Below are 21,417 nucleotides of genomic sequence, written 5' to 3'. Positions count from 1 at the left end.
ATTTTCAGGTTATTTTATTGGTAAAATTTATAATTTTCTGTGATACGAGCATTGCAATGCTGCCTGACGGGTTTGTCACAATATGATATGGTTTATTGGCTTCAATCGGTCAGACTTTCGAGAACATATTTATTTGAACGACACTATTCATCCGTTATAATTTTAATTATCAGGAGGAAATAATGCAGCATAATTCGGGTTTTCTTAAATTGGTAGATGCTGCAAAACAGCGAATCAAAGAATGCACTGCAGCTGATGTGCATGCCCGGATAGCTCAGGGTGATCAGTTTCATTTTATCGATGTGCGTGAAGATCACGAATACCAGTCCGGTTATGCCGCAGGTGCCCGTCATCTGGGAAAAGGCATTATCGAGCGTGATATTGAAATAGCGATACCCGGTAGACAGGAACTCATTATATTGTATTGCGGTGGCGGCTTTCGTTCTGCCTTAGCCGCGGATGCACTGCAGCAAATGGGTTACGCCAATGTATTGTCGATGGATGGCGGCATTAAAGCCTGGCGAGAGGCGGGATATCCGATTGAAAATGACCATTCGGATTAGCGCTAATCAAATGCAAACATCGGATGTTGCGATTTTTCTGAGCACCAAACGTAATGGACTTAGGCATGATTCGGAAGTTTTTCATTTGTTGTATTGCAAGAACTGTTACCTTTGTTTTTAGCTCATTAACCTCTACTAACTACGGTTAATAAGGGGGAGATTACCGGACAAAACGCGAATTAACCCAGAAAATTCAACAAGCTTTATGGGGTACAGCAGCAACACTGTGGTCTAAGCCAAAGATGGAAGTGATTGGTTTGTCAGGACAAGTTCCATTTAAGCCGATCAACCTAGTAGGGCTCTTGTCGCTTCTTTTTGGATTACGCAAGAACCGTGAGTTTAGGATAAATAGATAGAAATAACAGGCATATTAAATACTTTAATGCGTTATGTGAGTTGTGATTCTTTTAATCAATTTAACCTAATAAGTGGTTACCCATTAGCTGCCCTAAGTCAACTCGATATGCCCGATAGACGGATAAGCTCGCGCCGCAGTCAGAGGGGTCGATTGAGTCTAATCATGACGCTATTAATCCGGCTTCCTCGCAGGAAAAAGGGAGCAAATACAAATTATCGCTCCCCTTACGAGTTTCAATAAAACACTAACCCATGGCCATATCCAACCATGCAGAGTAACATTGGAACCGATAAAGCGGTGTTGGTACGTGATGCTAGAAGTGCTGTCTTTTTTGCGTTTGCAATGACATCAGCGCTATATTCTTTGCCATCAAGACCAAGAATTTTCTTTTGGTTGGGCCAGATCAGTACCCAAACGTTAAATAACATGATGGTGCCTAACCAGGAGCCTAAGCCTATGACAGCCATGCCGTTTGTCAGCGTGAATGCGTTGATAATGCCTTGCACACCGCCACCGATTTGAGCCAATGCGATCATACCGGTTAACCAGGTGACTGCTGCTGCCATACGGAACCATAAAAGGGCTCTTGGTGCGATGTATTTATTAATTGCAGCAGGTTGCGGGCCGTCAGGGTTCGCTAATGCAGCTCCGACTCCAGGGACTTGAACAAAATTAAAGTAATAAAGCAGGCCAATCCAACAAACACCTGCTAAAACATGTAACCAGACCGTTGCATTTAATCCGGCCAGGCCATTACCCAACCCGAAAGCAACAGCAAATGCAAGAATAAAACCAATGGCAATTGTGCCTTTGATTGATAATAATGGATTCATAGTTATCCCCTGTACGAGTATTATTTTTAGGTGCTAAAGATAGGTAATCTGAGCATATAACAAATAGCATGTTTTGTGGAAATTAACGGTGTCAGTATCGATCAATCAAAAAGCTCAGTGTCGATTGAACTGTGAATTGAACGAAGCTAAAAAGCCCAGAAAAAGACAGATAAGCTCGCGCAATCCGCCATAGCAGACAGAATATATTACAATTATTTATCGCGTCAGTCCCGCATACAACGCCGGCAGTTTCTCCGGCAATCTTTCCACATGATCGACGACAAGGTAATTGCGCTCGCCAAAAATCCGTGATACGTATTGATCCGCACGCGGGTCGAGGCTCATACAATAGGTGATGACACCTGAGCGGGCGGCCTCTTCAACGGCTTTTTTGGTGTCGAAACGCAGATACTGCGGATCGCGCACGTCGATGTCGGCGGGTTCGCCGTCGGTGATGACGAGCAGCAGTTTTTTGGATGATTTCTGTTGTTTCAGGTAATGACTGGCGTGGCGAATGGCCGCACCCATGCGAGTGGAGAGTTGTCCCGTCATACCTGCCAGTTTGGCCTTGGGTATTTCGTCGTAGGGTTGTTCAAAGTCTTTATAGCGGTAGTATTCGACATCATGCCGGCCATCAGAACAGAAGCCGTGAATGGCGAACGGATCACCGATTTTATCGATAGCATTGGCCAGCAGCACGGTTGACTGGCGGGTCAGTTCCAGCACGGTGTATTCCTGTCCGGTGACTTTCTCGTTGGTGGATTCGGATAGATCAAGCAGCACCAATACCGAGATGTCGCGTATTTTGCGGACGGAACGCATCATGATTCTGGGGTCGGGCTGGATGCCCATGCGGATATCGATCATTGAGCGGATCGCTGCATTGATGTCGATATCGTCGCCATCTTCAAGTTTTCGGATGCGGCGTGTGCCTTGTGGCTGCATGGCATCGAGCAAAAATTTCATGCGAGTGATCTCGCGTTTGTATTGCGTGGCGATTTCGTCGATACACTGCATGTCGCCCATTTTGGCACGTTTTTCCTGTACTGTAGCCCAATCCGGACGTTCGAGCTGGATCTGGTAATCCCATTCCGAATAGTGAAAGGGTGCCGATACGGGCTCCTTGCCTTCCATTTCGTTATAAGACACACCCGCGTCTTCATAGGGGAAAAACTCAGTGCCCATGACCCATATTTCCTGCGCGTCGTCACCGGCGGTTTCAACTTCTACTTCGTTGGCGAATTCCATCACGTTGACATATTTGCGCACTTGTTTAACCGTTTCGTAACCAGCGCTGATCGATTCGTCGAAATCAAATTCCGCAAACTCCCAGAAGTAGCGATTATCATCGCGGTAGGGCGCGGTTATCGTGTCGGTGCGAGGATTAAACGGCAGTTTTTTGTCAAGCAAACTATGCGCGAGCTGTACACCGATGTCCCATGAAATCTGATGGCTCTCAAGTTTGTCTTGTGCGGCTTTAAACAGACGGCGACCTTCTGCTATCCATTTGTCTTTATCTTTATATTCCGGATCAAGCAACGCGCGCGCCAAACGGTTGAGATAATCACCTATGCTGACATTCATGTCCGAGGTGGCAGTATGCAATACCGACCAGGTCTTTTGTAGTCCGGGAAAACGACGGATGGACAGGGACTCAATACGCGCGTCCTCAATGACTGAAATCACTGCCATTTGCAAGGGGTTCAAACTTTCGGCGGATATTGGTTGTTTCGTTTCAACGAGGTGGGCGGCAGCATGGGCCGCGGCGGCACGGTAGACTTCTGTTGCCGACACATCGCCAAAATTGTCAAAAGCATCTGGCAAGTGTATGAAATAATTCTCGATAAAAGGCCTATAGCCCTCGCGCGTTTCAAAATCGCCGGAAGTCGGTTTCATGAAAAAGTCGCGCGCCCAGAGTGCGCGCAAGTACATGTTTATGCGGCGTTGCACATCGACAAAGAGCGTGCCTTTACGTTCTTTTTGTAGAATAGCCAGGGATTCCTTGGATACCAGGGAAAAATATCTGACCTGTTCTTCGTAGTCGGTACGATGCGCATGTGCACCCCACATGGCCCAGCGACGCAGTCCACCAAGGGTAAGCTGCTCGAAAAGCACTTCCAGCTTGTCGAGCATCGGACGAATACCACGTGGTGCTTGTGCAATCAAGGTGTTGAGAAATTGCAGATAATTTTGGAACAGTTCCGCATCACCAAGGCGTCTTGCAGCAGTGGGGGCGGTAGCCAGCACCAGTTCAATGACTGAACCCGAAGTTCTTGATGCCAGTGCGAGAACCGCAGTGGCTAATTCGCTGACAATATCCTCGCCAATTTCTTTGACAACCTGTGGAATTTCATCAATCCAGCAATCCACCAGACCACGCCCCCGCCGCAAGTTGTGCAGTGCAGACACGCCTTTTATATAATTGTCCAGTCCACGAGGTGAAAGTACTTTACTTGCTTCATGCCAGGCATTCTCCAGCAGTGCAACCGACTCCGGTTCCAGATCTTCCAGTATTTCTTGATAGTCTTCCAGATTAACACTCATATACACACCTTTTTACACAAAATCAAAGAATTATTCTTTAAGGCATAATAGACATTATTAATTGAAGAATGTTGTCACTGCTGCGTCCAGTGCGTCGCGCATATCCGGATCATCCGTAATGGGCCGTACTAGTGCAACACGGCATGCGGCATGGGGGTCCACTTTTTTGACAATCAGGCTGCCTGCATAAATCAGCATACGGGTTGAAATACCTTCATCAAGGCCATGGCCTTTCAGATTGCGTGCGCGCTCGGCGATCGATACCAGTTTTTCCGCAATTTCCTTGGATACGCCGGTTTCATGGGCGACTATTTCACTTTCGATTTCATGATTGGGATAATTAAAATCCAGTGCGCCAAAGCGTTGCTTGGTGGATTGCTTGAGGTCTTTCATCAAGCTCTGATAACCTGGGTTATAGGAAATAACAATCTGAAAATCTTTGTGTGCCTGGATCAGTTCGCCCTTTTTCTCCAGTGGTAAAACGCGGCGATTATCGGTGAGCGGATGAATCACCACAGTGGTGTCCTGGCGTGCTTCAACGACTTCATCGAGATAACAGATGGCGCCATAACGGGCGGCAACGGCCAGCGGGCCATCCTGCCAGTTGGTTCCTTTGGCATCCAAGAGATAACGGCCGACCAGATCGGACGCAGTCATGTCTTCGTTACAGGCAACTGTGATCAAGGGTTTTTTGAGTTTCCACGCCATATACTCAACAAAACGTGTTTTGCCGCATCCGGTAGGACCTTTCAGCATCATGGGCATGCGTACGGAGTAAGCGGCTTCGTACAATTCCACCTCATCTGCAACGGAGTGGTAATAGGGTTCTGTTTTAACGTGATACTGGTCAATAATTTTGCTCATGACAAACTCCTGTTTTTTATTACGCTACATTATGAAGCGCTGGTCCAGATTTTTTAACAATTTGCCAGCGGTTTCACAGGTCAAAAAAAACCCCTAGCCCTTTTGGGGTAGGGGGCTTCGAGTAGTAGCTAAAACCCGATGACGGCAGTTAAATGGTTTTGCCGCGGTAAATCACCATGGCTGTGCCTTGTGATTGGTTAAAATTGTTGTAACCAATCAAACGAACATGATTGTCCGGGTTGGCTTTATGGCATGCTTCAGCTTCAGCCAGAACACGATCAACGTCGGTTTCACCAAACATAGGCAATTTCCACATGTACCAATAAGAATCCATCAAATACTCAGGTTCAGTATGCTCAATGGCCGGATTCCAGCCTTTGCTAATTAGATACTCTACCTGTTTCTTAATATCTTTAGCATTCATTGCAGGCAGATAAGAAAATGTTTCGAACTTACGGCTAGACGGGTCACTGACACGTGATTTGTAATCTATTACTTCACTCATTATTTACTCCTTAAATTCAGTTACAGGTGGAGAAAAAGCAGCACTGATTCCCCACCTTTGCTTTTTGGTATTACTTATTTATGAGCCACGTCCAGTTTGTCAACAGTATCAAACTCAAACTTGATCTCTTTCCATGTTTCCATAGCAATCTTCAGTTCCGGACTGCTTTTGGCGGCTTTTGTCAGAATGGCTTTGCCTTCTTTTTCGATCTGTACACCACTGTTACGCGCTTCCACACACGCTTCCAACGCGACGCGATTAGCAGCGGCGCCAGCGGCGTTACCCCATGGATGACCTAACGTGCCACCACCAAACTGCAGGCAGGCATCGTCACCAAAAATTGCAACCAGTGCTGGCATATGCCATACGTGAATACCACCCGAAGCAACAGGGAATACGCCGGGCATGGAACCCCAGTCCTGATCGAAGAATATGCCGCGTGCACGGTCTTCTTTGACAAAGCTGTCACGCATGAGATCAACCCAACCCAAAGTTGCTTCGCGATCGCCTTCAAGTTTGCCAACCACGGTTCCGGAATGCAGGTGATCGCCGCCAGATAAGCGAAGTGCCTTGGCTAAAACACGGAAGTGAATACCATGGTGCGGATTACGGTCAATCACAGCGTGCATTGCGCGGTGAATGTGCAACAGCATGCCATTGTCCCGACACCAGTTTGCCAAACCTGTGTTGGCGGTAAAACCACCTGTCAGATAGTCATGCATGATAATCGGTGCGCCCAGTTCCTTGGCAAACTCGGCGCGTTTGTACATTTCTTCTGGTGTAGGTGCGGTTACATTAAGATAATGGCCTTTACGTTCACCAGTTTCACGCTCTGCCTTTTGACAGGCTTCCACTACGAATTCAAAACGATCACGCCAACGCATAAAGGGCTGGCTGTTAATATTTTCGTCGTCCTTGGTCAGATCCAAGCCGCCGCGCAGACATTCATACACGGCACGACCGTAATTTTTGGCTGAGAGCCCCAGTTTGGGTTTGATGGTGCATCCCAACAGCGCACGACCATATTTATTGAAGCGATCGCGCTCCACCTGAATACCTGCAGGAGGGCCTCCGCAAGTTTTTACGAAAGCAATCGGAAAACGAACATCTTCCAGACGCAGGGCACGTAGCGCTTTGAAACCAAAAACGTTACCTACCAGAGAAGTGAACACGTTAACTACGGAGCCTTCTTCAAACAGGTCGATCGGGTATGCTACGAAAGCATAGTAGCAGGTGTCATCACCAGGCACATCTTCAATACGATAAGCACGGCCTTTATAGTAATCCAGATCGGTCAAAAGGTCAGTCCAGACTGTGGTCCAGGTACCAGTGGAAGATTCGGCCGCTACTGCTGCGGCTACTTCTTCACGAGGTACGCCTGGCTGAGGTGTAATTTTGAAACACGCCAAAATATCCGTGTCCAGTGGGGTATATTCGGGCATCCAATAAGTTTGGCGGTATTCCTTAACGCCGGCGCTGTATGTTTTAGCCATAATTTTTCTCCAGTAAGATCCACTCGATTCAGTTCATATCACAACACGAAAGAGAGGAGGTTAAGTAACAATTAAGCAGTGATTAAGTAACGATTTGTAACAAACATGAGCGTTTGAAACATGACGTGTACTATAAATATATTTAACCATAAGATCAAATCAGTTATTCTAATAACTATGATAAGCTTTTACTTATAAAGAACTGGATAATTGAACTATGCTGCATCTCACGCTACGACAATTGAAAGTATTTGAGAGAGTTGCGCACCACTTGAGCTATTCACGTGCGGCCAAAGCGCTCTACTTATCTCAACCGGCTGTTTCCATGCAGATAAAACAACTGGAAGGGAATATAGGACTGCCTTTGTTTGAACAAATGGGTAAGCAGATTTATTTAACTGAAGCTGGAAATGAGTTATATCGTTACAGCCGTGATATTTTGCAGCGCTTGTCTGATTTGGAACTTGCACTGGATGAACTCAAAGGCATGGAGCGCGGTAAGTTGAATATCGCAGTAGTGACCACCGCCAATTACTTTGCACCACATTTGCTGGCCAAATTTTGCCAGCGCTATAACGGTGTTTCTGTCAGTCTGAATGTTTCCAATCGAGTAACAATACTTAAACTATTAGCCGAAAATGCCATTGACCTGGCGATTATGGGATTGCCCCCGGAAGACATCGACATCGTCAGCGAATCATTTATGGAAAATCCGCTGGTTGTTGTTGCGCCGCCCAATCATCCGTTGTGCCTAGAACATAACATCCCAGTCAAAAAACTGGCAAAGGAAATTTTTCTGGTGCGCGAAATGGGCTCAGGTACACGTGATGCCATGGAACGATTTTTTACTGAACATAAAATCAACATCAATAAAGGTATGGAAACCGATACCACCGAAGCTATCAAACAAGCCGTGCAGGCGGGGATGGGACTCGCAATCATGTCGCAGCATACAGCAGAGCTTGAACTTGAGACTGGGCGGCTGAAAATGCTCGATGTTCAGGGCTTTCCAATCCTGCGCCACTGGCATATTGTTAACCGTAAAAACAAGCGCCTGTCCGCCGTGGCGCATGCATTTAGTGAATTTTTGTTGAAGGAAGCAGCCGCGTTGATGCGGGCATCCAAAAGAAATGATTGAACAGAAGCTGTTTTTGTTATATTAGTTTTTACTGATGATTCATTTTCATCGGACCGATATATCGTGTAGCAATAACTAAATTGTCAATATAAAGGTAAAACGTTGATCTCGGCTTATCAATGCCGCCATGATAAAAATTCAACCACAGGTTTTCAATTTTCAGCTGATCAGTTTTACGAAAGCGAAAATCTGTTTTATCTAACACTTTTTTTCCATCGATCCAGACCGTTAATTGTCCATTGGATTTGTCGGGATCATTCAGCTTTAAATATTGTTCAATTGCATACCAGCGATTTTTCTGCAGCAAATTAATCGCACTGTTCCAGGATACATTCTCACCATAGTTTGTATTGCTATCCGGATGATAAACATAATTGCCCAGCGGGATGGCACCTTCAAATGTTGAGTTAGACGACGCCTCTAAAAAAAAGAGCCCGCGGGCAGACCAGCCATTATAGCCATCAACAGCGCGGCCACCCCATCCCGCCGTATTATATGTACCGGCAAAACCGGGTAATTTACCGCCGTCAGTCGGGCGCCAGTTATCTCCAAAACGTAAATAATAGCGGAAGTACATTTGTTCCGGTTCATGTCCGATGAGATTTTTAAAGCGATAGTGGCCGGTAAATCCGTAATTTGTTTTTTGGTTAAATTCAATTTGCAATGCGCTTCCGTCAAGTGGCTTGAAGCGGTCGCTATCATATGCGGTGTCAACAATCCGGTAATTATTGTAGCCACTGGTATCGTCCAGATGACTTTGCCAATCGGTATTTGCAGATGAATTAAATAAACCGCGCTGTGCATTAAACTGCTCGGCAATGATGACATCCGGGTGTTCAGCCAGATTCTGGTCAGCCGGATAATCCCAGGCGATACCGCGTTCTATTTCACCAGGTGCCTGCAGCGGCGCGATTGCAAAAACACCTATCTGTGTATCGCCGAATTGTTTAGTAGTTGTCGTTAAATTCAGCCTGGCGTGCGTGATTTCGGTGTTATCTAACGCTAAAAACTTGTCGTCAATGGCAATTAAGGCAGGCGTGTTAGACCCGACCAGAAGCTGTTCATCATGTCCCAGCGATCTGTGTGATGTAGTGGAAAGGGCAGTGTCCCTGGTCACTTTATATGTCTTGGTCTCATTTTGAGAGGTTTGTATGGTTAAATGAGGTGGTTCCAAGGATTTAACCTCGGATGATTCGAAAACAATCGTTCCCTTACCGGACTCTTCTTTCAGATAAACGCCATGATAACTGTCCGGGTTTTTTATCCAGTATTTCACCAGAGAAGTCAGGTCTAATGATACTTTTCTGGCGGTATCCAGATCTTGAACATGCGTTATTGAAAACGCCGCATTACCGTAAAGCTCGCCGTTGCGGTCGATCCAGTCTCCAAGTTGACGGCGCCATAGAAGTTTTGCGGAGGCATCAGAGAAAATGAAGTTTGCGCCGTCTCTGTTCTCCTTGCTGCCTTGCGACCAATAAACCTCACTCTGTGCATTCAAGGTCAGGAATAACAAAATCAATGTAATATTTAGGCGATACATTTTTTTATAAATATTTGTGTTGGATAATCCAGAGCTTACTCTCTTCAGAGTGTTAAACAAGCTTTTCTATATATTTCTCCAGGTATTCTATCGTTAATCCATGCACTCTGGGTGTGCCGATACCGCGGTGCAGGGGGTATTCTTCTATGCGATCAGTACGTTGATACCCGCGGCGTTGATAAAATGCAATTAGCTCGTGGCGCTGGGAGACGACAAACATTACAATTTTTCTAGCTTGCAATTGTTGTTTTGCAATGATTTCGGCCTGTTGCAGCACATGCTTACCGATGCCTCGTCCCTGAAAATTCGGGTGTACCGAAAAAAAACCGATATAGGCATGCTGTTGTTCTTTGGCAAGATAAATACAGGCGGCGAGCAGTCGTTCCCTATACACGACGAAAAACTGTGCATTCGGCCTGGACATGGCGGCTGTTATTTCACCGATATGCGTTCGATTGCCGCTAATGATATCTGTCTCTCTGGTCCATCCTGATTTTCCGCGATAGGTCATGTTAACCAGTTTGCAGATATCGTCGCAATGATCAGGCGTGGCATTTTTGAGCGTGAATCGGGAAAAATCAAAAGCATTCTGCCTTATCGTTACCATATTGCACAGATTGTCTAAATATTAAAACAAATTGAGAACAGGACTTTTGGTCAATGCCACTAGTACGATATAAAGAAATACACATTCTGCGGTAATCCAAGCGGTGATACGTGTTCTGCGCGTTTTGCCGAAACGCATGGCGATCATACCCAAGCCGATATAGATTAATATGCCGATAACCTTGGCAGTCAACCATGCGTCGCTCAGTGGGCTTTGTTGAATTTTAACAGCCAGCGTTATTGCACTGGTCAGTAAAATGGTGTCGACGACATGTGGAAGGATTTTGACCCAGCGTTGGCGCAGTTTGGGTGAATTCTGCATTAACCAGATGCCGCGCAGAAAAAAAAGTAAGAAACTGGTAATGACGCTGCTGACATGAATCATTTTGATCAGGGCAAAGCTCACAATCTACCTCCGATTATTAACCAGCCGTGACTGCCTGCTACTGCACCGGCAATGGTGAGTAAGCTCAGGATAAGTAAAATTAAATGCCTATGCTGAATATTTGCAAACGTCTGTAGGGTAATATTTTGCGGCGAAGCCGGATTTGACTTTCGCCTGGACCGTGGTTCAAATACAAACAGCATTACGGTAAAAAGCAGCCAGATCAGGACCATGGCATGCATCCACCAATATTGCCATTGTGTAAAACGGTGCCAGGCATCCAGCACGTATGTCATGTAAAACCCGCTCAAGCCTACGAGTAAGGTGGAATAGCGGGCCTGTGCAGCGAACCGGCGTCTGAAATTAGTAAAAAAAACCATGGCTTCCGTAGGTGATGACCAGTGTTTTAACGCTGGCAGTAGCACCAGCGTAACCATGGCAACACCTCCAATCCAGAAGACCACGCCTAATACATGCAATACTCTGGCAAAAGCGAAATCGTCCATGCGTATATTGAAATAATTTTATTAAGTAAACAAGCTCATGTGCGTATTTATACGGATGGTGAAATGTCCCCGGATGCCGCCCATGTGACAGCCTTTTCATAATCATTAAAAACAATAACTTGAGCGTCTGTGAACAGGTTTGATATCCATGCGCTCCAGGTTTGCCACTCATCGTCAGTTACCACCGCGACATGACTGAAATCGTTGCCGTGTTCATGCATGAATTTGAGGTCTTCCCATGCGACATCAACGGTGTAGTTCAGCATATCGCGAAAGTCAACGACAACATTTACCTTGCCTTCAAAGGTGGATTGATAAATGACTTGATCTTCAAATTGCTTGTAATCAGATAATGTAAATTCACCAATGACTGCGACTATGATCAAATTATTTTGCTTTTGTATTGTAATCATGATTTCACCTTAAAAGATAAGGTCACTATTATCGGTAATTAAAGTAAATGGTGCAAATATTGCTAAATACGCGTTCATGACATGGGTAAGCTAAATTTTTTTTGTAGATTTTTTGTTTAGCTGGATAAGCTATTAATATAATGTGGTTATTATTTTTTTATCAAGTGAAAGCGACTGAAGGGATTGAGCGATAGTAACTTTTTTGAGTGAGTTGACTTTTTATAGATCCAAGTTTAGTGCCGTTATTTAACTGGTTATCAAAAAAACAAGTTGATGGATTAAAAATCGTTTATTCCATGCAATGCAAAACCGAACCTGCGTGTAGTATACGTATCTACTTGATCGAAACTCATGCGCATTTTGCACTTTACTAATTAACTGAATAACAAGTAAACACACAGCAAATACTAAATGTGTTTTATTCTCAAAAAATTCTGTCGATGATTAATTATGAATGAAACTGATAGCCCCGGCCCCTCGGTAATTGCACGGCAAGCTTTGCTAAAGCTGGCTTCATTAAGACAACCACCAACACCCGATAATTACCACAAGGTTTACGAAGAAATCGCTGGAAAACCTGGCAGTCGTATGAGTGTAAGCACGTCCAACACGCTTTCGTCTTTCGTATCCGATTTTCCCCGGCATACACAGGAATTAAGAGATCTGGCCAGTAAATTCGAAGAAGCGCTGCAGAATAACGACTGGAATGAATACAGATCAGTATTTATGAAGCTTGCCGGACTGGCCACACAATCGGATAGTGGATTGAATACAGATGATATTAAACCCCCGTATAGAGAGTGTTCCTGGGGTGAAACGATTGTCCGGCTCTTAAAGCAACTGGAGTCCAATCATGGGAAAGTGACCATTGCCAGGAAACGTGAGGGCCTGAATCGTGTATTAACCCGATTTTCAACAGATACATATCAACTGCAGAAAAAATTAATCGCATTGATGGAGTCATGGGATGTTTTAGCGACAGACACAGCCAAGGAGATTGAAATCGTGGTCGCAGATACTGGTGATGCATTGCTGCCAAAAGTGAAAACCGGTCCATATGATGGACAAGGGCAGTCAGCAGATACTCAGCTGCCACAAAGTTACACATTTGTTAATGATATAACAATTCAGTTGCGCGAACTGTTGATACAGGTTTTAGAACATGTCGCATCTGTAAAGTTAAACGATGAGACTCTGAGTAACGAGGCCATAAATCTGTCGCGCAAAGTGCGTATCATCGAAAGCAAGCAAGAAATGCAACAGTTTGCTTTAGAATTTAAACAACTTCTCGAAAAATTTGAATACTGTTCGGAAGACAATGCAAGATTACAACGGGGTTTGTTGCGCTTATTGGATAAGCTACTGGTAAGCACCAGTGAATTATTGTCTGAAGATGAATGGATAAAAAATCACATCGCCAGATTGCGGGAAACGATAATCTGTCCTTTGGATAAACGTTTGATGATTGAGGTTGAAAATTATTTAGACGAGATTATCCAGAGACAGAGCATTATTAAGCGCAACCTGGGTGATGCCAGGACAACGCTTAAGGAAATGGTCACCTGCCTGATCAACAATATAGAAGAATTATCCGATGAAACGGGTGATTATCATGACAAAATAGAACGTTATTCAGAACAAATTAATCAAACTGATGATTTGGGTATGCTGAATCATTTGCTGCTTGAAATTATGAAAGACACCCGGCAGATGCAGGAAAGTACGCAAAATTACCGGGACGGATTCTTGGCAGCATGTGCGGAAGTAGAGACCGCTCAGGAAAAAATAGTGCAGCTTGAATCCGAACTGCAGCAAATGAGCGAAAAGGTACACGAGGATCATTTGACGGGTATTTTGAATCGCCGTGGTTTGGATCTGGCATTTGAGCGCGAAATGTCGCGTGCGCAACGGCAGCAGTTACCCATATGTTATGGAGTGCTCGATATCGATAATTTCAAAGTACTGAATGACATTCACGGTCATAAAGTTGGGGATGAAGCGCTCGTATATCTGGTTAATGCGGTAAAAAATGTTACACGAATTGATGATGTTATTGCACGGTATGGTGGCGAAGAATTTGTAATCTTGTTGCCGAATACCGGGATGAAAGCAGCTGTTGAAGTGTTGTCAAGAATAAAGCGAGATTTGACCAAAAAGTTTTTCTTGCATGAACATAAAAAAATTCTTATTACTTTCAGTGCAGGTGTTGCTGAGTGTAAACAGGGCGAAACGCAGGAGAGTATTTTCAAGCGTGCCGATGAAGCTTTGTATCGTGCTAAAAAAGGTGGAAAAAATTTAATATTGGAAGCTGTTTAAAATTAAGTTGATACAATTCCTGTCTTCCTGTCTGATTATCCCTTATCCCGATCTGTTTTCGATACTGCAGCAACAACGTAGAAAAATTTTCAATAGTCCGTTAATCCACATTTAATTTTTGTAATATTCCATTGATACACTGTAATATGGTAAAAAAACTTGTATTACTTTGTGAAGAACTTTCTGATTGATGGATATAGCAGACCTCAAAAACCCTACCTTATATATAAATCGTGAACTGAGTTTACTTGAATTTAACCGGCGTGTAATTGAGCAGGCAAAAGATGAAAATCTGCCGTTGCTGGAGCGCTTGCGTTTTCTCTGTATTGCCAGTACTAATCTGGACGAGTTTTTTGAAATTCGTGTTGCCGGTCTAAAACAGCAAATCAAGTATGGTTCTGTACAGACAGGCGCAGATAACCTGTTACCGGCAGAAGTGATGGGGCGGGTGAGTGAAACGACGCATCAGGTTGTCAATGAGCAGTATAGCGTCTGGAATGACATGATTATCCCGGCATTGGCTAAAGATAAAATCAGGTTGTTGCGTCGTTCTCATTGGAAGCCGATGGTGGGTCGTTGGATCCAACGTTATTTTAATGCTGAGGTATTGCCAATTTTAAGCCCTATCGGGCTTGATCCGGCACATCCTTTTCCCAGGGTATTAAACAAGAATCTGTATTTTATCATCTCACTGGAAGGTAAGGATGCGTTTGGGCGTGAGTCGGGGCTGGCCATTGTGCAAGCGCCGCGTTCACTGCCCAGAGTTGTGCAAGTGCCGTCGAAATGCAGCAACGGAAACCATGATTTTGTCATGCTTTCTTCCATCATACATGCGCATGTGAAAGACCTTTTTCCGGGTATGAATGTGCTGGGTTGCTATCAGTTTAAGGTGACGCGTGATAGTGATCTGCTTATCGATGATGAAGAAGTGGATGATTTGTTGCGCGCTTTGGAAGGGGAACTGCCTTCCCGCAGGTTCAGTAATGCTGTTCGTCTCGAAGTTGCCGACAATTGCCCAGATCATTTGAGCGATTTTTTATTGCAAAAATTTGAATTGGAAAAAGCTGATCTTTACAGGGTATCGGGCCCGGTCAATCTGGGGCGTTTGCTTGCTATTTGTGACCTGGTTGACCGGCCGGAACTGAAGTTCAGTGGTTTTACACCGGATATTCCGAATCGCATGGTCAAGAATACAAATATTTTTGAAGTGTTGCATAACGGTGACATTCTGTTACATCATCCATTTCAGTCTTTTGCGCCCGTGGTTGATTTCCTGCGTCAGGCGTCGAATGATCCAAATGTGCTGTCGATCAAACAAACACTTTATCGCACCGGTGCTGATTCAGCAGTGGTCGAAGCGTTAAAGGTTGCCGCACGTGCGGGTAAGGAAGTGACGGTTGTGATCGAATTAAGGGCAAGGTTTGATGAGGAAGCCAATATTGAACTGGCCAGTGAATTACAGAAGGCGGGTGCGCATGTTGTGTATGGTGTGGTCGGTTTCAAAACCCATGCCAAAATGATTTTAGTTGTCAGAAGGGAAGGACGCACCTTATGCCGCTATGTACATTTAGGTACCGGTAATTATCACGCAAGAACGGCACGTCTCTACACGGATTACGGTTTATTGACATGCGACAAGGCGATCGGCGAAGATGTAAATAAACTGTTTCATCAGTTAACCGGTTTGGGGCGCGCAGGAAAATTAAAGAAGTTGCTGCAATCACCTTTTACTTTGCAAAAAGCTATGCTCAGTTATATTGAAGATGAAATCAAAGCAGCTAATAATGGGAAAAAGGCCTGGATTATTGCCAAGATGAATGCGCTGGTTGACCCTGAAATCATTATGGCATTGTATCGGGCTTCCCAGGCAGGGGTTAAAGTCGATTTGATTATTCGCGGTATTTGCTGTTTGCGCCCAGATGTCAAGGGCGTTTCGGAAAACATCCATGTGCGCTCCATCGTCGGACGATTTCTGGAGCATACGCGCGTTTATTATTTTTATCGGGGTGGTGAGGAAAGCGTATTTTGTTCCAGCGCTGACTGGATGACAAGGAATTTATATCATCGTGTGGAAGTGTGTTTCCCGATTGAGGAGAAACGTACCAGCGATTCGGTGATTGCCTATGGTCTGTTGAGCTATCTTTCAGATAATACACAGGCCTGGGTGTTGCAAAATGATGGTTCTTATAAACGCACCAAACCGGGTACGCAAAAACCCCGTTCAGCCCAGCTGCATATACTGGAGCATTTTTGTGAATAATGCTCTATCAATTGATTACTGGTCTTACTGAAAGGTCAGTTTGATATCGGCTGCCTGCAGATAATTTTGCTCGGTTTTGAGATCAGCCAGTGTTAAAGGATGATTGAACAGCCATTCTGCCGGAAAAAGCAGGTTGATTTTATGTGCATTCGCACGAATCTGTATTTCAGGCAGTGTGTTGTTGGAACGGCTTCTATGCAAAACAGCAGCCAGTCTCAACAAGATGCTGAGTCTTATCACAGAAAGCCTGGAATTACCTGAAACAGACTCAAATTCTTCTAAGGGAAACTTTCTGCGATGACCGCGCACCAATTTGGCCAGCTTGATTTGTTCTTGCCGTGAAAAACCGGCCAGATCGGAATAGGTGACCAGATAGTCACCATGCCGGTGATATTGGGCATGTGCGATTGATAATCCGATCTCATGAATTTGGGCACCCCATAACAATAATTTCAGGTCTTCCTTTTCGGACAATTTCCAATCGGAACTGACCTGTCGGAAAAGGTTTTCCGCTGTTTCTTTGACGCGATTGGCCTGTTCCGTATCAACGCCATACCGGTTGGAAACATCCAGAATAGTTTTGTCCCGTATGTCTTCGTTATGTACTCGGCCAATTAAGTCATGCAGAAGACCTTCACGCAGCGCACCATCAGAGACATTGATTTTTTCCAGACCCAATGCTTCGAATATGCCGAACAATACGGCAACACCACTCGCAAAGACGGGTTTTCTATGCTCAGACAGTCCTTCAAATTCGATAGCTTTACTGTCACCCACGGCCACGAGTTCATCCATCAACTTTGAAAGTGCGGTGACAGTGATTCCGGATTCACACCACCCTCGGGTCTGCACGACATCGCGGATGGTAGTAATAGTGCCGGAAGAGCCGAGCGCAAAATCCCAGCCTGTCTTTTTGTATGCCGCTTCAATTGATTCGAGTTCCTGTCTGGCGTATAAAACTGTTTTGCTTATTCTTTTGGCTTTAATCTTGCCATCATCAAAGAAGCGTTTCCCCATATTGACGCAGCCCATGTAAAGGCTATCCATGCTGTATATCTCATAGCCGCGTCCGATAATGAGTTCAGTACTGCCGCCACCGATATCGATTACCAGCCGTTTGTTGACTTCATCGTACGCGGTATGCGCAACGCCCTGGTAAATTAGACGCGCTTCTTCCTGACCGGCAATAATTTCTATGGGGTGGCCTAACGCCGCATCTGCCAGTGACAGAAAAAATTCACCATTACGTGCCTGACGTAGCGTGTTAGTGCCGACTGCGCGTATATTTGCTTGCGGTATTTCTTTGACACGCTCTCCAAATCGTTGCAGACATGCCAATGCCAGTTGCATGGATTCATCGGACAAATCATAGTTTTCGTTAAGTCCGGAGGCGAGTCTGACCATTTCCTTGATTCGGTCTATGATTTGCAAACGGCCGTCTACATAATTAGCGACTATCATGTGGAAACTGTTAGAGCCTAAATCAATGGCAGCATAAGATTCATCTGTTTGGAGTGTCATAGCCTATGGTCAGAGCGCTGTAAGGTATATTTGGGTTTTGTGGATACTTATAGGATAAGGGCGCAATTGGCAACTACGTTGTTTAACTGCATAACTCGCCAACCATTATAGGAATGTCCATTTGTAAGTCTTAAAACGAAGCGAATATTAAAGTTTCTTTTTTATTTTTTTCTTATTATTTTTCTTTTTTTCCTTTTTTATTTTTGTTTTGTTTTTTTCTTCGTTTTTCTCTTTTTTCTTGATTTTTTTCTTGGTTTTATTTTTTAGTGAATCTTTTTTGCGGTCTTTTTTTATATTATTTTTAATTTTTTCGGCGTCATTATGCGGCGAAACTGAGGATAAATTGGTCGTCGTATTTTGATTCGTAAATTCTTTTGCAATCGTTTGTTTAAGGGGAGTGGTTGTCGTTTGATTATTCGTATTTTTTAACAGGTAAACTGCAGCCGCTTTTTTAACGGCTTTTGCGCGTAAATTACTAAAGCCCGGTACTTTTTCCAGTGCTGCTATGCTGATAGCAGCGAGTGCTTCGGGCGTTTTAATATGATGATCTGCCAGGACTTTGGCAGTAACAGGACCAATACCCACTACATCTGTAAGTTTTGCCATGGGTTTTTTGACGTATATGATGGAAAACCCAATTATATATGCCTGTCAGATTAATACAATAAGCAGTAATTGGTTTATTGATTGTTGCATTGGCTATATTATTCAATTGTATTGTAACTTGATCCGACGGTGCAAGATGCGAGTGGGTTTTGGGTGCTTGGTTTCGCGCAGAATGCGAATGTTGAGCTATATATGTTAAGTAATGCACCCGGTGTGCCTTTTGGCACAACTGGAACAGTGTATACAATGCTGTTTTTAATGCGGGTTTTCTTGATGTTCCTGCTGTTGACGTTATGTTGGATGATGATAACAGTGTTGATTTTGGGTGCGTCTGCAGATTGTTGAGGGAGGCGAACCGTTACGTTTTGAACTGGCTCAGACTGAACGATTTCCACGTTCGCTGCCGAACTGGAATTACTTTCTGATCAGTCTGTGTTGACGTTCGAGTTTACACAGGTAACATTTGTGAAATAGTTTCTTTAACAAAACTGCCAATGATTTGATAGCATGTACAGAAATTGAGCGTCGCATTCTTGTAATCGTTTACCATTAATAAATGCGGTTTTATTTTATAAGTGCAAGTTAATCATTTCGATAAATGGAAATTACACTTAAACATGGCGATGCGCTGATTATCGTTGATGTACAGAATGATTTTCTGTCAGATGGTAGTTTGCCGGTTCCGGGGGAGATAAAATTGTTCCGATTCTTAATCGATATATCACCGTTTTTTATGCATTTAGGTTGCCGATTTTTGCAACGCGTGATTGGCATACGGAAAACCATTGTTCTTTTCAAGAATATGGAGGCGAATGGCCGCGTCACTGTATAGCAAGTACATCCGGAGCCGCGTTTCCTGTCAGTCTTACGTTACCCGTTTATACAAAGATTATTTCCAAAGCAACTACTCAGGCAAGAAAGGCTTATTCAGCATTTTCTGAAACACAGCTCCATGAGTTGCTGCAGTCGCTTAAAGTGAAGCGGTTATTTGTCGGCGGGCTTGCGACGGAGTATTGTGTATTGAATACAGTAAAAGATGCCATCGGACTTCAATATGTAATTTTTTTGCTTGAAGATGCAGTCTGTGCAATGAATCAAAAACATGATGACGGTTTTCGCGCGTTGATGGAAATGAAACGACTCGGTGCGATGCCCATTAATTATGAGGAGCTTGTGTTGTGAATTCGTATTCAAATCTATACGATCAATTCAGTCCGCTGTTGACAGACCTGTACCAATTGACCATGCTGCAAAGTTATCTTGAGAATAACATGGGATACGGCAGTTTTTGAAATGTTCGTGCGTAAACTGCCAGCGGGGCGTAATTTTCTGGTTGCTGCCGGACTTGAGCAGGTATTGGATTATCTGGAGAATTTGAGGTTTTCACAAGATGAGCTTACCTGGCTTGCTGGACGATTCCCGTCACATGTCATAGATTATCTGGATAATTTACGTTTTACGGGTGATGTGCATGCGATGCCGGAAGGTACCGTGTTTTTTCCAAATGAACCGATTATTAGAATTACTGCGCCTTTGCCGCAGGCGCAATTGATCGAGTCTCGCATCATTAATCTGATACATTTTGAAACACTGATTGCTTCTAAAGCAGTGCGTTCGGTACTGGTTGCACCTGGAAAAACGTTGGTAGATTTCGGTATGCGGCGGGCGCATGGAGCAGAAGCCGCGCTGCTTGCGGCGCGGGCGAGTTATCTAGCGGGATTTTCCGGTTCGGCAACGGTATTGGCCGGTGCAGTTTATGATATCCCGCTGTACGGTACCATGGCACATTCCTTTATTCAGGCGCATGACGATGAGATTGTTGCATTTGAGCACTTTGCCCGTTCTCATCCCGAGAACACGGTAATGCTGATTGATACCTATCATACCGAAAATGCTGCAACCAAAATTGTTGCTCTGGCGGACAAGCTCAGGCACGACCAGATCACCATTAACAGTGTTCGCTTGGATAGTGGCGATTTAGCTGAACATGCACGAAATGTACGTCAGATACTTGATCAGGGTGGTCTGAAGAAAACTACCATTTTTGCAAGTGGTAATATCGATGAATATCGTTTGCACGCACCAATAGATGGTTTTGGCATCGGCACCGCACTAGATACATCCAGTGATGCACCGGCGCTCGATTGCGTTTATAAACTGCAGGAATATGCCGGCCAACCGCGACGCAAGCATTCCGAAGGCAAAGCAGCATGGCCAGGAAGAAAACAGGTATTTCGTGGTTTTGATGCAGAAAACTGTATGATGGGAGATGTCGTTGCGCTCGAAGAGAATGATTTGCAATCAGGTGATCCGCTGATTAAACCGGTCATGATCGAAGGCCGGCGTGTTCAGGATAAAATGTCGTTGCATGATATTCGCAAAAAAACATTGAAAAGCTATGCAAATTTGCCGAAGAGGTTGACGACTCTGGATAATGCGTCAATTTATCCGGTCCGAATTTCGGAAGCGATACATAGGCTGGCAGATCAAATGGATACAGAGCTTTTATATAATAAAAGCTACTAAGAAAAGTGATTTTAATTTTGGCGGTCGACAGATGAGTAAGGTCAAGTTTGCAAATCATACAAATAACGACTGATGATAGCTGGCAAATGACCGAATTATGGAGCAAACTGCTATCTGTCCTTGCTTTGAATAATCAATAAAATAGTATCTAATGGAGTTTCACTTAATTAAATTTGCGGAGGTTTGCTGCAATGGATAAGGAACTCGATTTTGATGAAATAAATGATGTAGCTGATGGCATGATTCCAGACAGTCGAATTGTAAAAATCATTGATGAAATGGAACTGGCCAAGAAAAAAAACCTTGTTTCATCCGAAGCATTTGGGGATCGGCATGTGCTGGTAGAGATGTTTTAGTTCTTATAAGACAGCTCAGGTGCCTAAATTTATAGAGCTATAGTGAAAAAGGATGATTGTGATCTGGCAACGCGATCCTGTTGT

The 21,417-nt window shown here is 44.3% G+C and carries 20 protein-coding genes; 8 read left to right on the top strand and 12 right to left on the bottom strand.

Features of this window, described 5'->3' with window-relative positions:
• The first annotated feature begins 182 nt into the window (after positions 1-182).
• On the top strand, positions 183-563 hold the full coding sequence (locus C8R11_RS08585) for a rhodanese-like domain-containing protein (protein ID WP_107795344.1): 381 nt from the start codon (positions 183-185) through the stop codon (positions 561-563).
• Between the two features lie 591 nt (positions 564-1,154).
• Here C8R11_RS08585 and C8R11_RS08580 read toward each other — a convergent pair.
• The 5 genes from C8R11_RS08580 to C8R11_RS08560 all read right to left on the bottom strand — a co-directional run bounded on the left by C8R11_RS08580 (position 1,155) and on the right by C8R11_RS08560 (position 7,163).
• Positions 1,155-1,754, bottom strand: coding sequence for a urate hydroxylase PuuD (locus C8R11_RS08580; protein ID WP_107795343.1), 600 nt, complete (start codon positions 1,752-1,754; stop codon positions 1,155-1,157).
• A gap of 216 nt (positions 1,755-1,970) precedes the next feature.
• Complete coding sequence (locus tag C8R11_RS08575) at positions 1,971-4,298, bottom strand: nitric oxide reductase activation protein NorD (RefSeq protein ID WP_107795342.1); 2,328 nt, start codon at positions 4,296-4,298, stop codon at positions 1,971-1,973.
• A 57-nt stretch (positions 4,299-4,355) separates the two neighbouring features.
• Positions 4,356-5,162 (bottom strand): CbbQ/NirQ/NorQ/GpvN family protein, encoded by an 807-nt coding sequence (locus tag C8R11_RS08570; RefSeq protein ID WP_107795341.1) that lies wholly within the window; start codon positions 5,160-5,162, stop codon positions 4,356-4,358.
• A gap of 148 nt (positions 5,163-5,310) precedes the next feature.
• On the bottom strand, positions 5,311-5,667 hold the full coding sequence (locus C8R11_RS08565; RefSeq protein WP_107795340.1) for a ribulose bisphosphate carboxylase small subunit: 357 nt from the start codon (positions 5,665-5,667) through the stop codon (positions 5,311-5,313).
• Between the two features lie 74 nt (positions 5,668-5,741).
• Positions 5,742-7,163 (bottom strand): form I ribulose bisphosphate carboxylase large subunit, encoded by a 1,422-nt coding sequence (locus tag C8R11_RS08560; RefSeq protein ID WP_090702347.1) that lies wholly within the window; start codon positions 7,161-7,163, stop codon positions 5,742-5,744.
• A 214-nt stretch (positions 7,164-7,377) separates the two neighbouring features.
• On the opposite strand from C8R11_RS08560, the gene C8R11_RS08555 reads away from it, so the two are divergent.
• Positions 7,378-8,298 (top strand): LysR family transcriptional regulator, encoded by a 921-nt coding sequence (locus C8R11_RS08555; RefSeq protein ID WP_107795339.1) that lies wholly within the window; start codon positions 7,378-7,380, stop codon positions 8,296-8,298.
• 28 nt (positions 8,299-8,326) lie between these two features.
• Here C8R11_RS08555 and C8R11_RS08550 read toward each other — a convergent pair whose 3' ends face one another.
• The 5 genes from C8R11_RS08550 to C8R11_RS08530 are packed head-to-tail and all read right to left on the bottom strand — an operon-like array spanning position 8,327 to position 11,748.
• Entirely contained in the window at positions 8,327-9,838 is a 1,512-nt protein-coding gene (locus tag C8R11_RS08550) for a polysaccharide lyase (protein WP_107795338.1), read from the bottom strand.
• A 52-nt stretch (positions 9,839-9,890) separates the two neighbouring features.
• The gene (locus tag C8R11_RS08545; RefSeq protein WP_107795337.1) at positions 9,891-10,445 is read right to left on the bottom strand and encodes a GNAT family N-acetyltransferase; all 555 of its coding nucleotides are present in this window, start codon (positions 10,443-10,445) and stop codon (positions 9,891-9,893) included.
• Positions 10,446-10,466: 21 nt separating this feature from the next.
• Positions 10,467-10,850, bottom strand: a complete 384-nt coding sequence (locus C8R11_RS08540) for a SirB2 family protein (RefSeq protein ID WP_090702338.1) — start codon at positions 10,848-10,850, stop codon at positions 10,467-10,469.
• Positions 10,847-11,335 (bottom strand): hypothetical protein, encoded by a 489-nt coding sequence (locus tag C8R11_RS08535; RefSeq protein WP_090702335.1) that lies wholly within the window; start codon positions 11,333-11,335, stop codon positions 10,847-10,849. Before C8R11_RS08535 ends, C8R11_RS08540 begins: the two co-directional genes overlap by 4 nt.
• 47 nt (positions 11,336-11,382) lie before the next feature.
• Positions 11,383-11,748: a SpoIIAA family protein gene (locus C8R11_RS08530; protein ID WP_107795336.1), complete on the bottom strand. Its 366-nt coding sequence runs from the start codon at positions 11,746-11,748 to the stop codon at positions 11,383-11,385.
• Positions 11,749-12,198: 450 nt separating this feature from the next.
• On the opposite strand from C8R11_RS08530, the gene C8R11_RS08525 reads away from it, so the two are divergent.
• Complete coding sequence (locus tag C8R11_RS08525; RefSeq protein ID WP_107795335.1) at positions 12,199-14,064, top strand: GGDEF domain-containing protein; 1,866 nt, start codon at positions 12,199-12,201, stop codon at positions 14,062-14,064.
• Between the two features lie 190 nt (positions 14,065-14,254).
• Positions 14,255-16,324 (top strand): polyphosphate kinase 1, encoded by a 2,070-nt coding sequence (ppk1, locus tag C8R11_RS08520; RefSeq protein ID WP_107795334.1) that lies wholly within the window; start codon positions 14,255-14,257, stop codon positions 16,322-16,324.
• Positions 16,325-16,348: 24 nt separating this feature from the next.
• Here the strand turns inward: ppk1 and ppx are convergent, their stop codons facing one another.
• A complete protein-coding gene (gene ppx, locus C8R11_RS08515) occupies positions 16,349-17,845 on the bottom strand; it encodes an exopolyphosphatase (protein WP_107795333.1) in 1,497 nt (498 codons plus the stop codon).
• A 147-nt stretch (positions 17,846-17,992) separates the two neighbouring features.
• Positions 17,993-18,451 carry a helix-hairpin-helix domain-containing protein gene (locus tag C8R11_RS08510; protein WP_107795332.1) on the bottom strand — a complete coding sequence of 153 codons (459 nt, stop codon included), beginning with the start codon at positions 18,449-18,451 and terminating at the stop codon, positions 17,993-17,995.
• Positions 18,452-19,049: 598 nt separating this feature from the next.
• Between C8R11_RS08510 and C8R11_RS16710 the strand changes: the two genes are divergently transcribed.
• From C8R11_RS16710 to C8R11_RS16150, 4 genes are all read left to right on the top strand, one after another.
• Positions 19,050-19,283, top strand: coding sequence for a hypothetical protein (locus C8R11_RS16710; protein WP_244907616.1), 234 nt, complete (start codon positions 19,050-19,052; stop codon positions 19,281-19,283).
• Positions 19,196-19,633 (top strand): isochorismatase family protein, encoded by a 438-nt coding sequence (locus tag C8R11_RS08500; protein WP_244907613.1) that lies wholly within the window; start codon positions 19,196-19,198, stop codon positions 19,631-19,633. The genes C8R11_RS16710 and C8R11_RS08500 overlap by 88 nt, the downstream gene beginning before the upstream one ends.
• 111 nt (positions 19,634-19,744) lie before the next feature.
• Positions 19,745-20,977 (top strand): nicotinate phosphoribosyltransferase, encoded by a 1,233-nt coding sequence (locus tag C8R11_RS08495; protein WP_244907612.1) that lies wholly within the window; start codon positions 19,745-19,747, stop codon positions 20,975-20,977.
• A 191-nt stretch (positions 20,978-21,168) separates the two neighbouring features.
• The gene (locus C8R11_RS16150; protein ID WP_181258207.1) at positions 21,169-21,333 is read left to right on the top strand and encodes a hypothetical protein; all 165 of its coding nucleotides are present in this window, start codon (positions 21,169-21,171) and stop codon (positions 21,331-21,333) included.
• Positions 21,334-21,417: the final 84 nt, after the last annotated feature.

Origin of the sequence: Nitrosomonas aestuarii, assembly GCF_003046585.1 — a bacterium.
GTDB lineage: Bacteria > Pseudomonadota > Gammaproteobacteria > Burkholderiales > Nitrosomonadaceae > Nitrosomonas > Nitrosomonas aestuarii.
The sequence above is the reverse complement of the archived record's forward strand: the minus strand, read 5'-3'. Positions and strand labels throughout refer to the sequence as shown.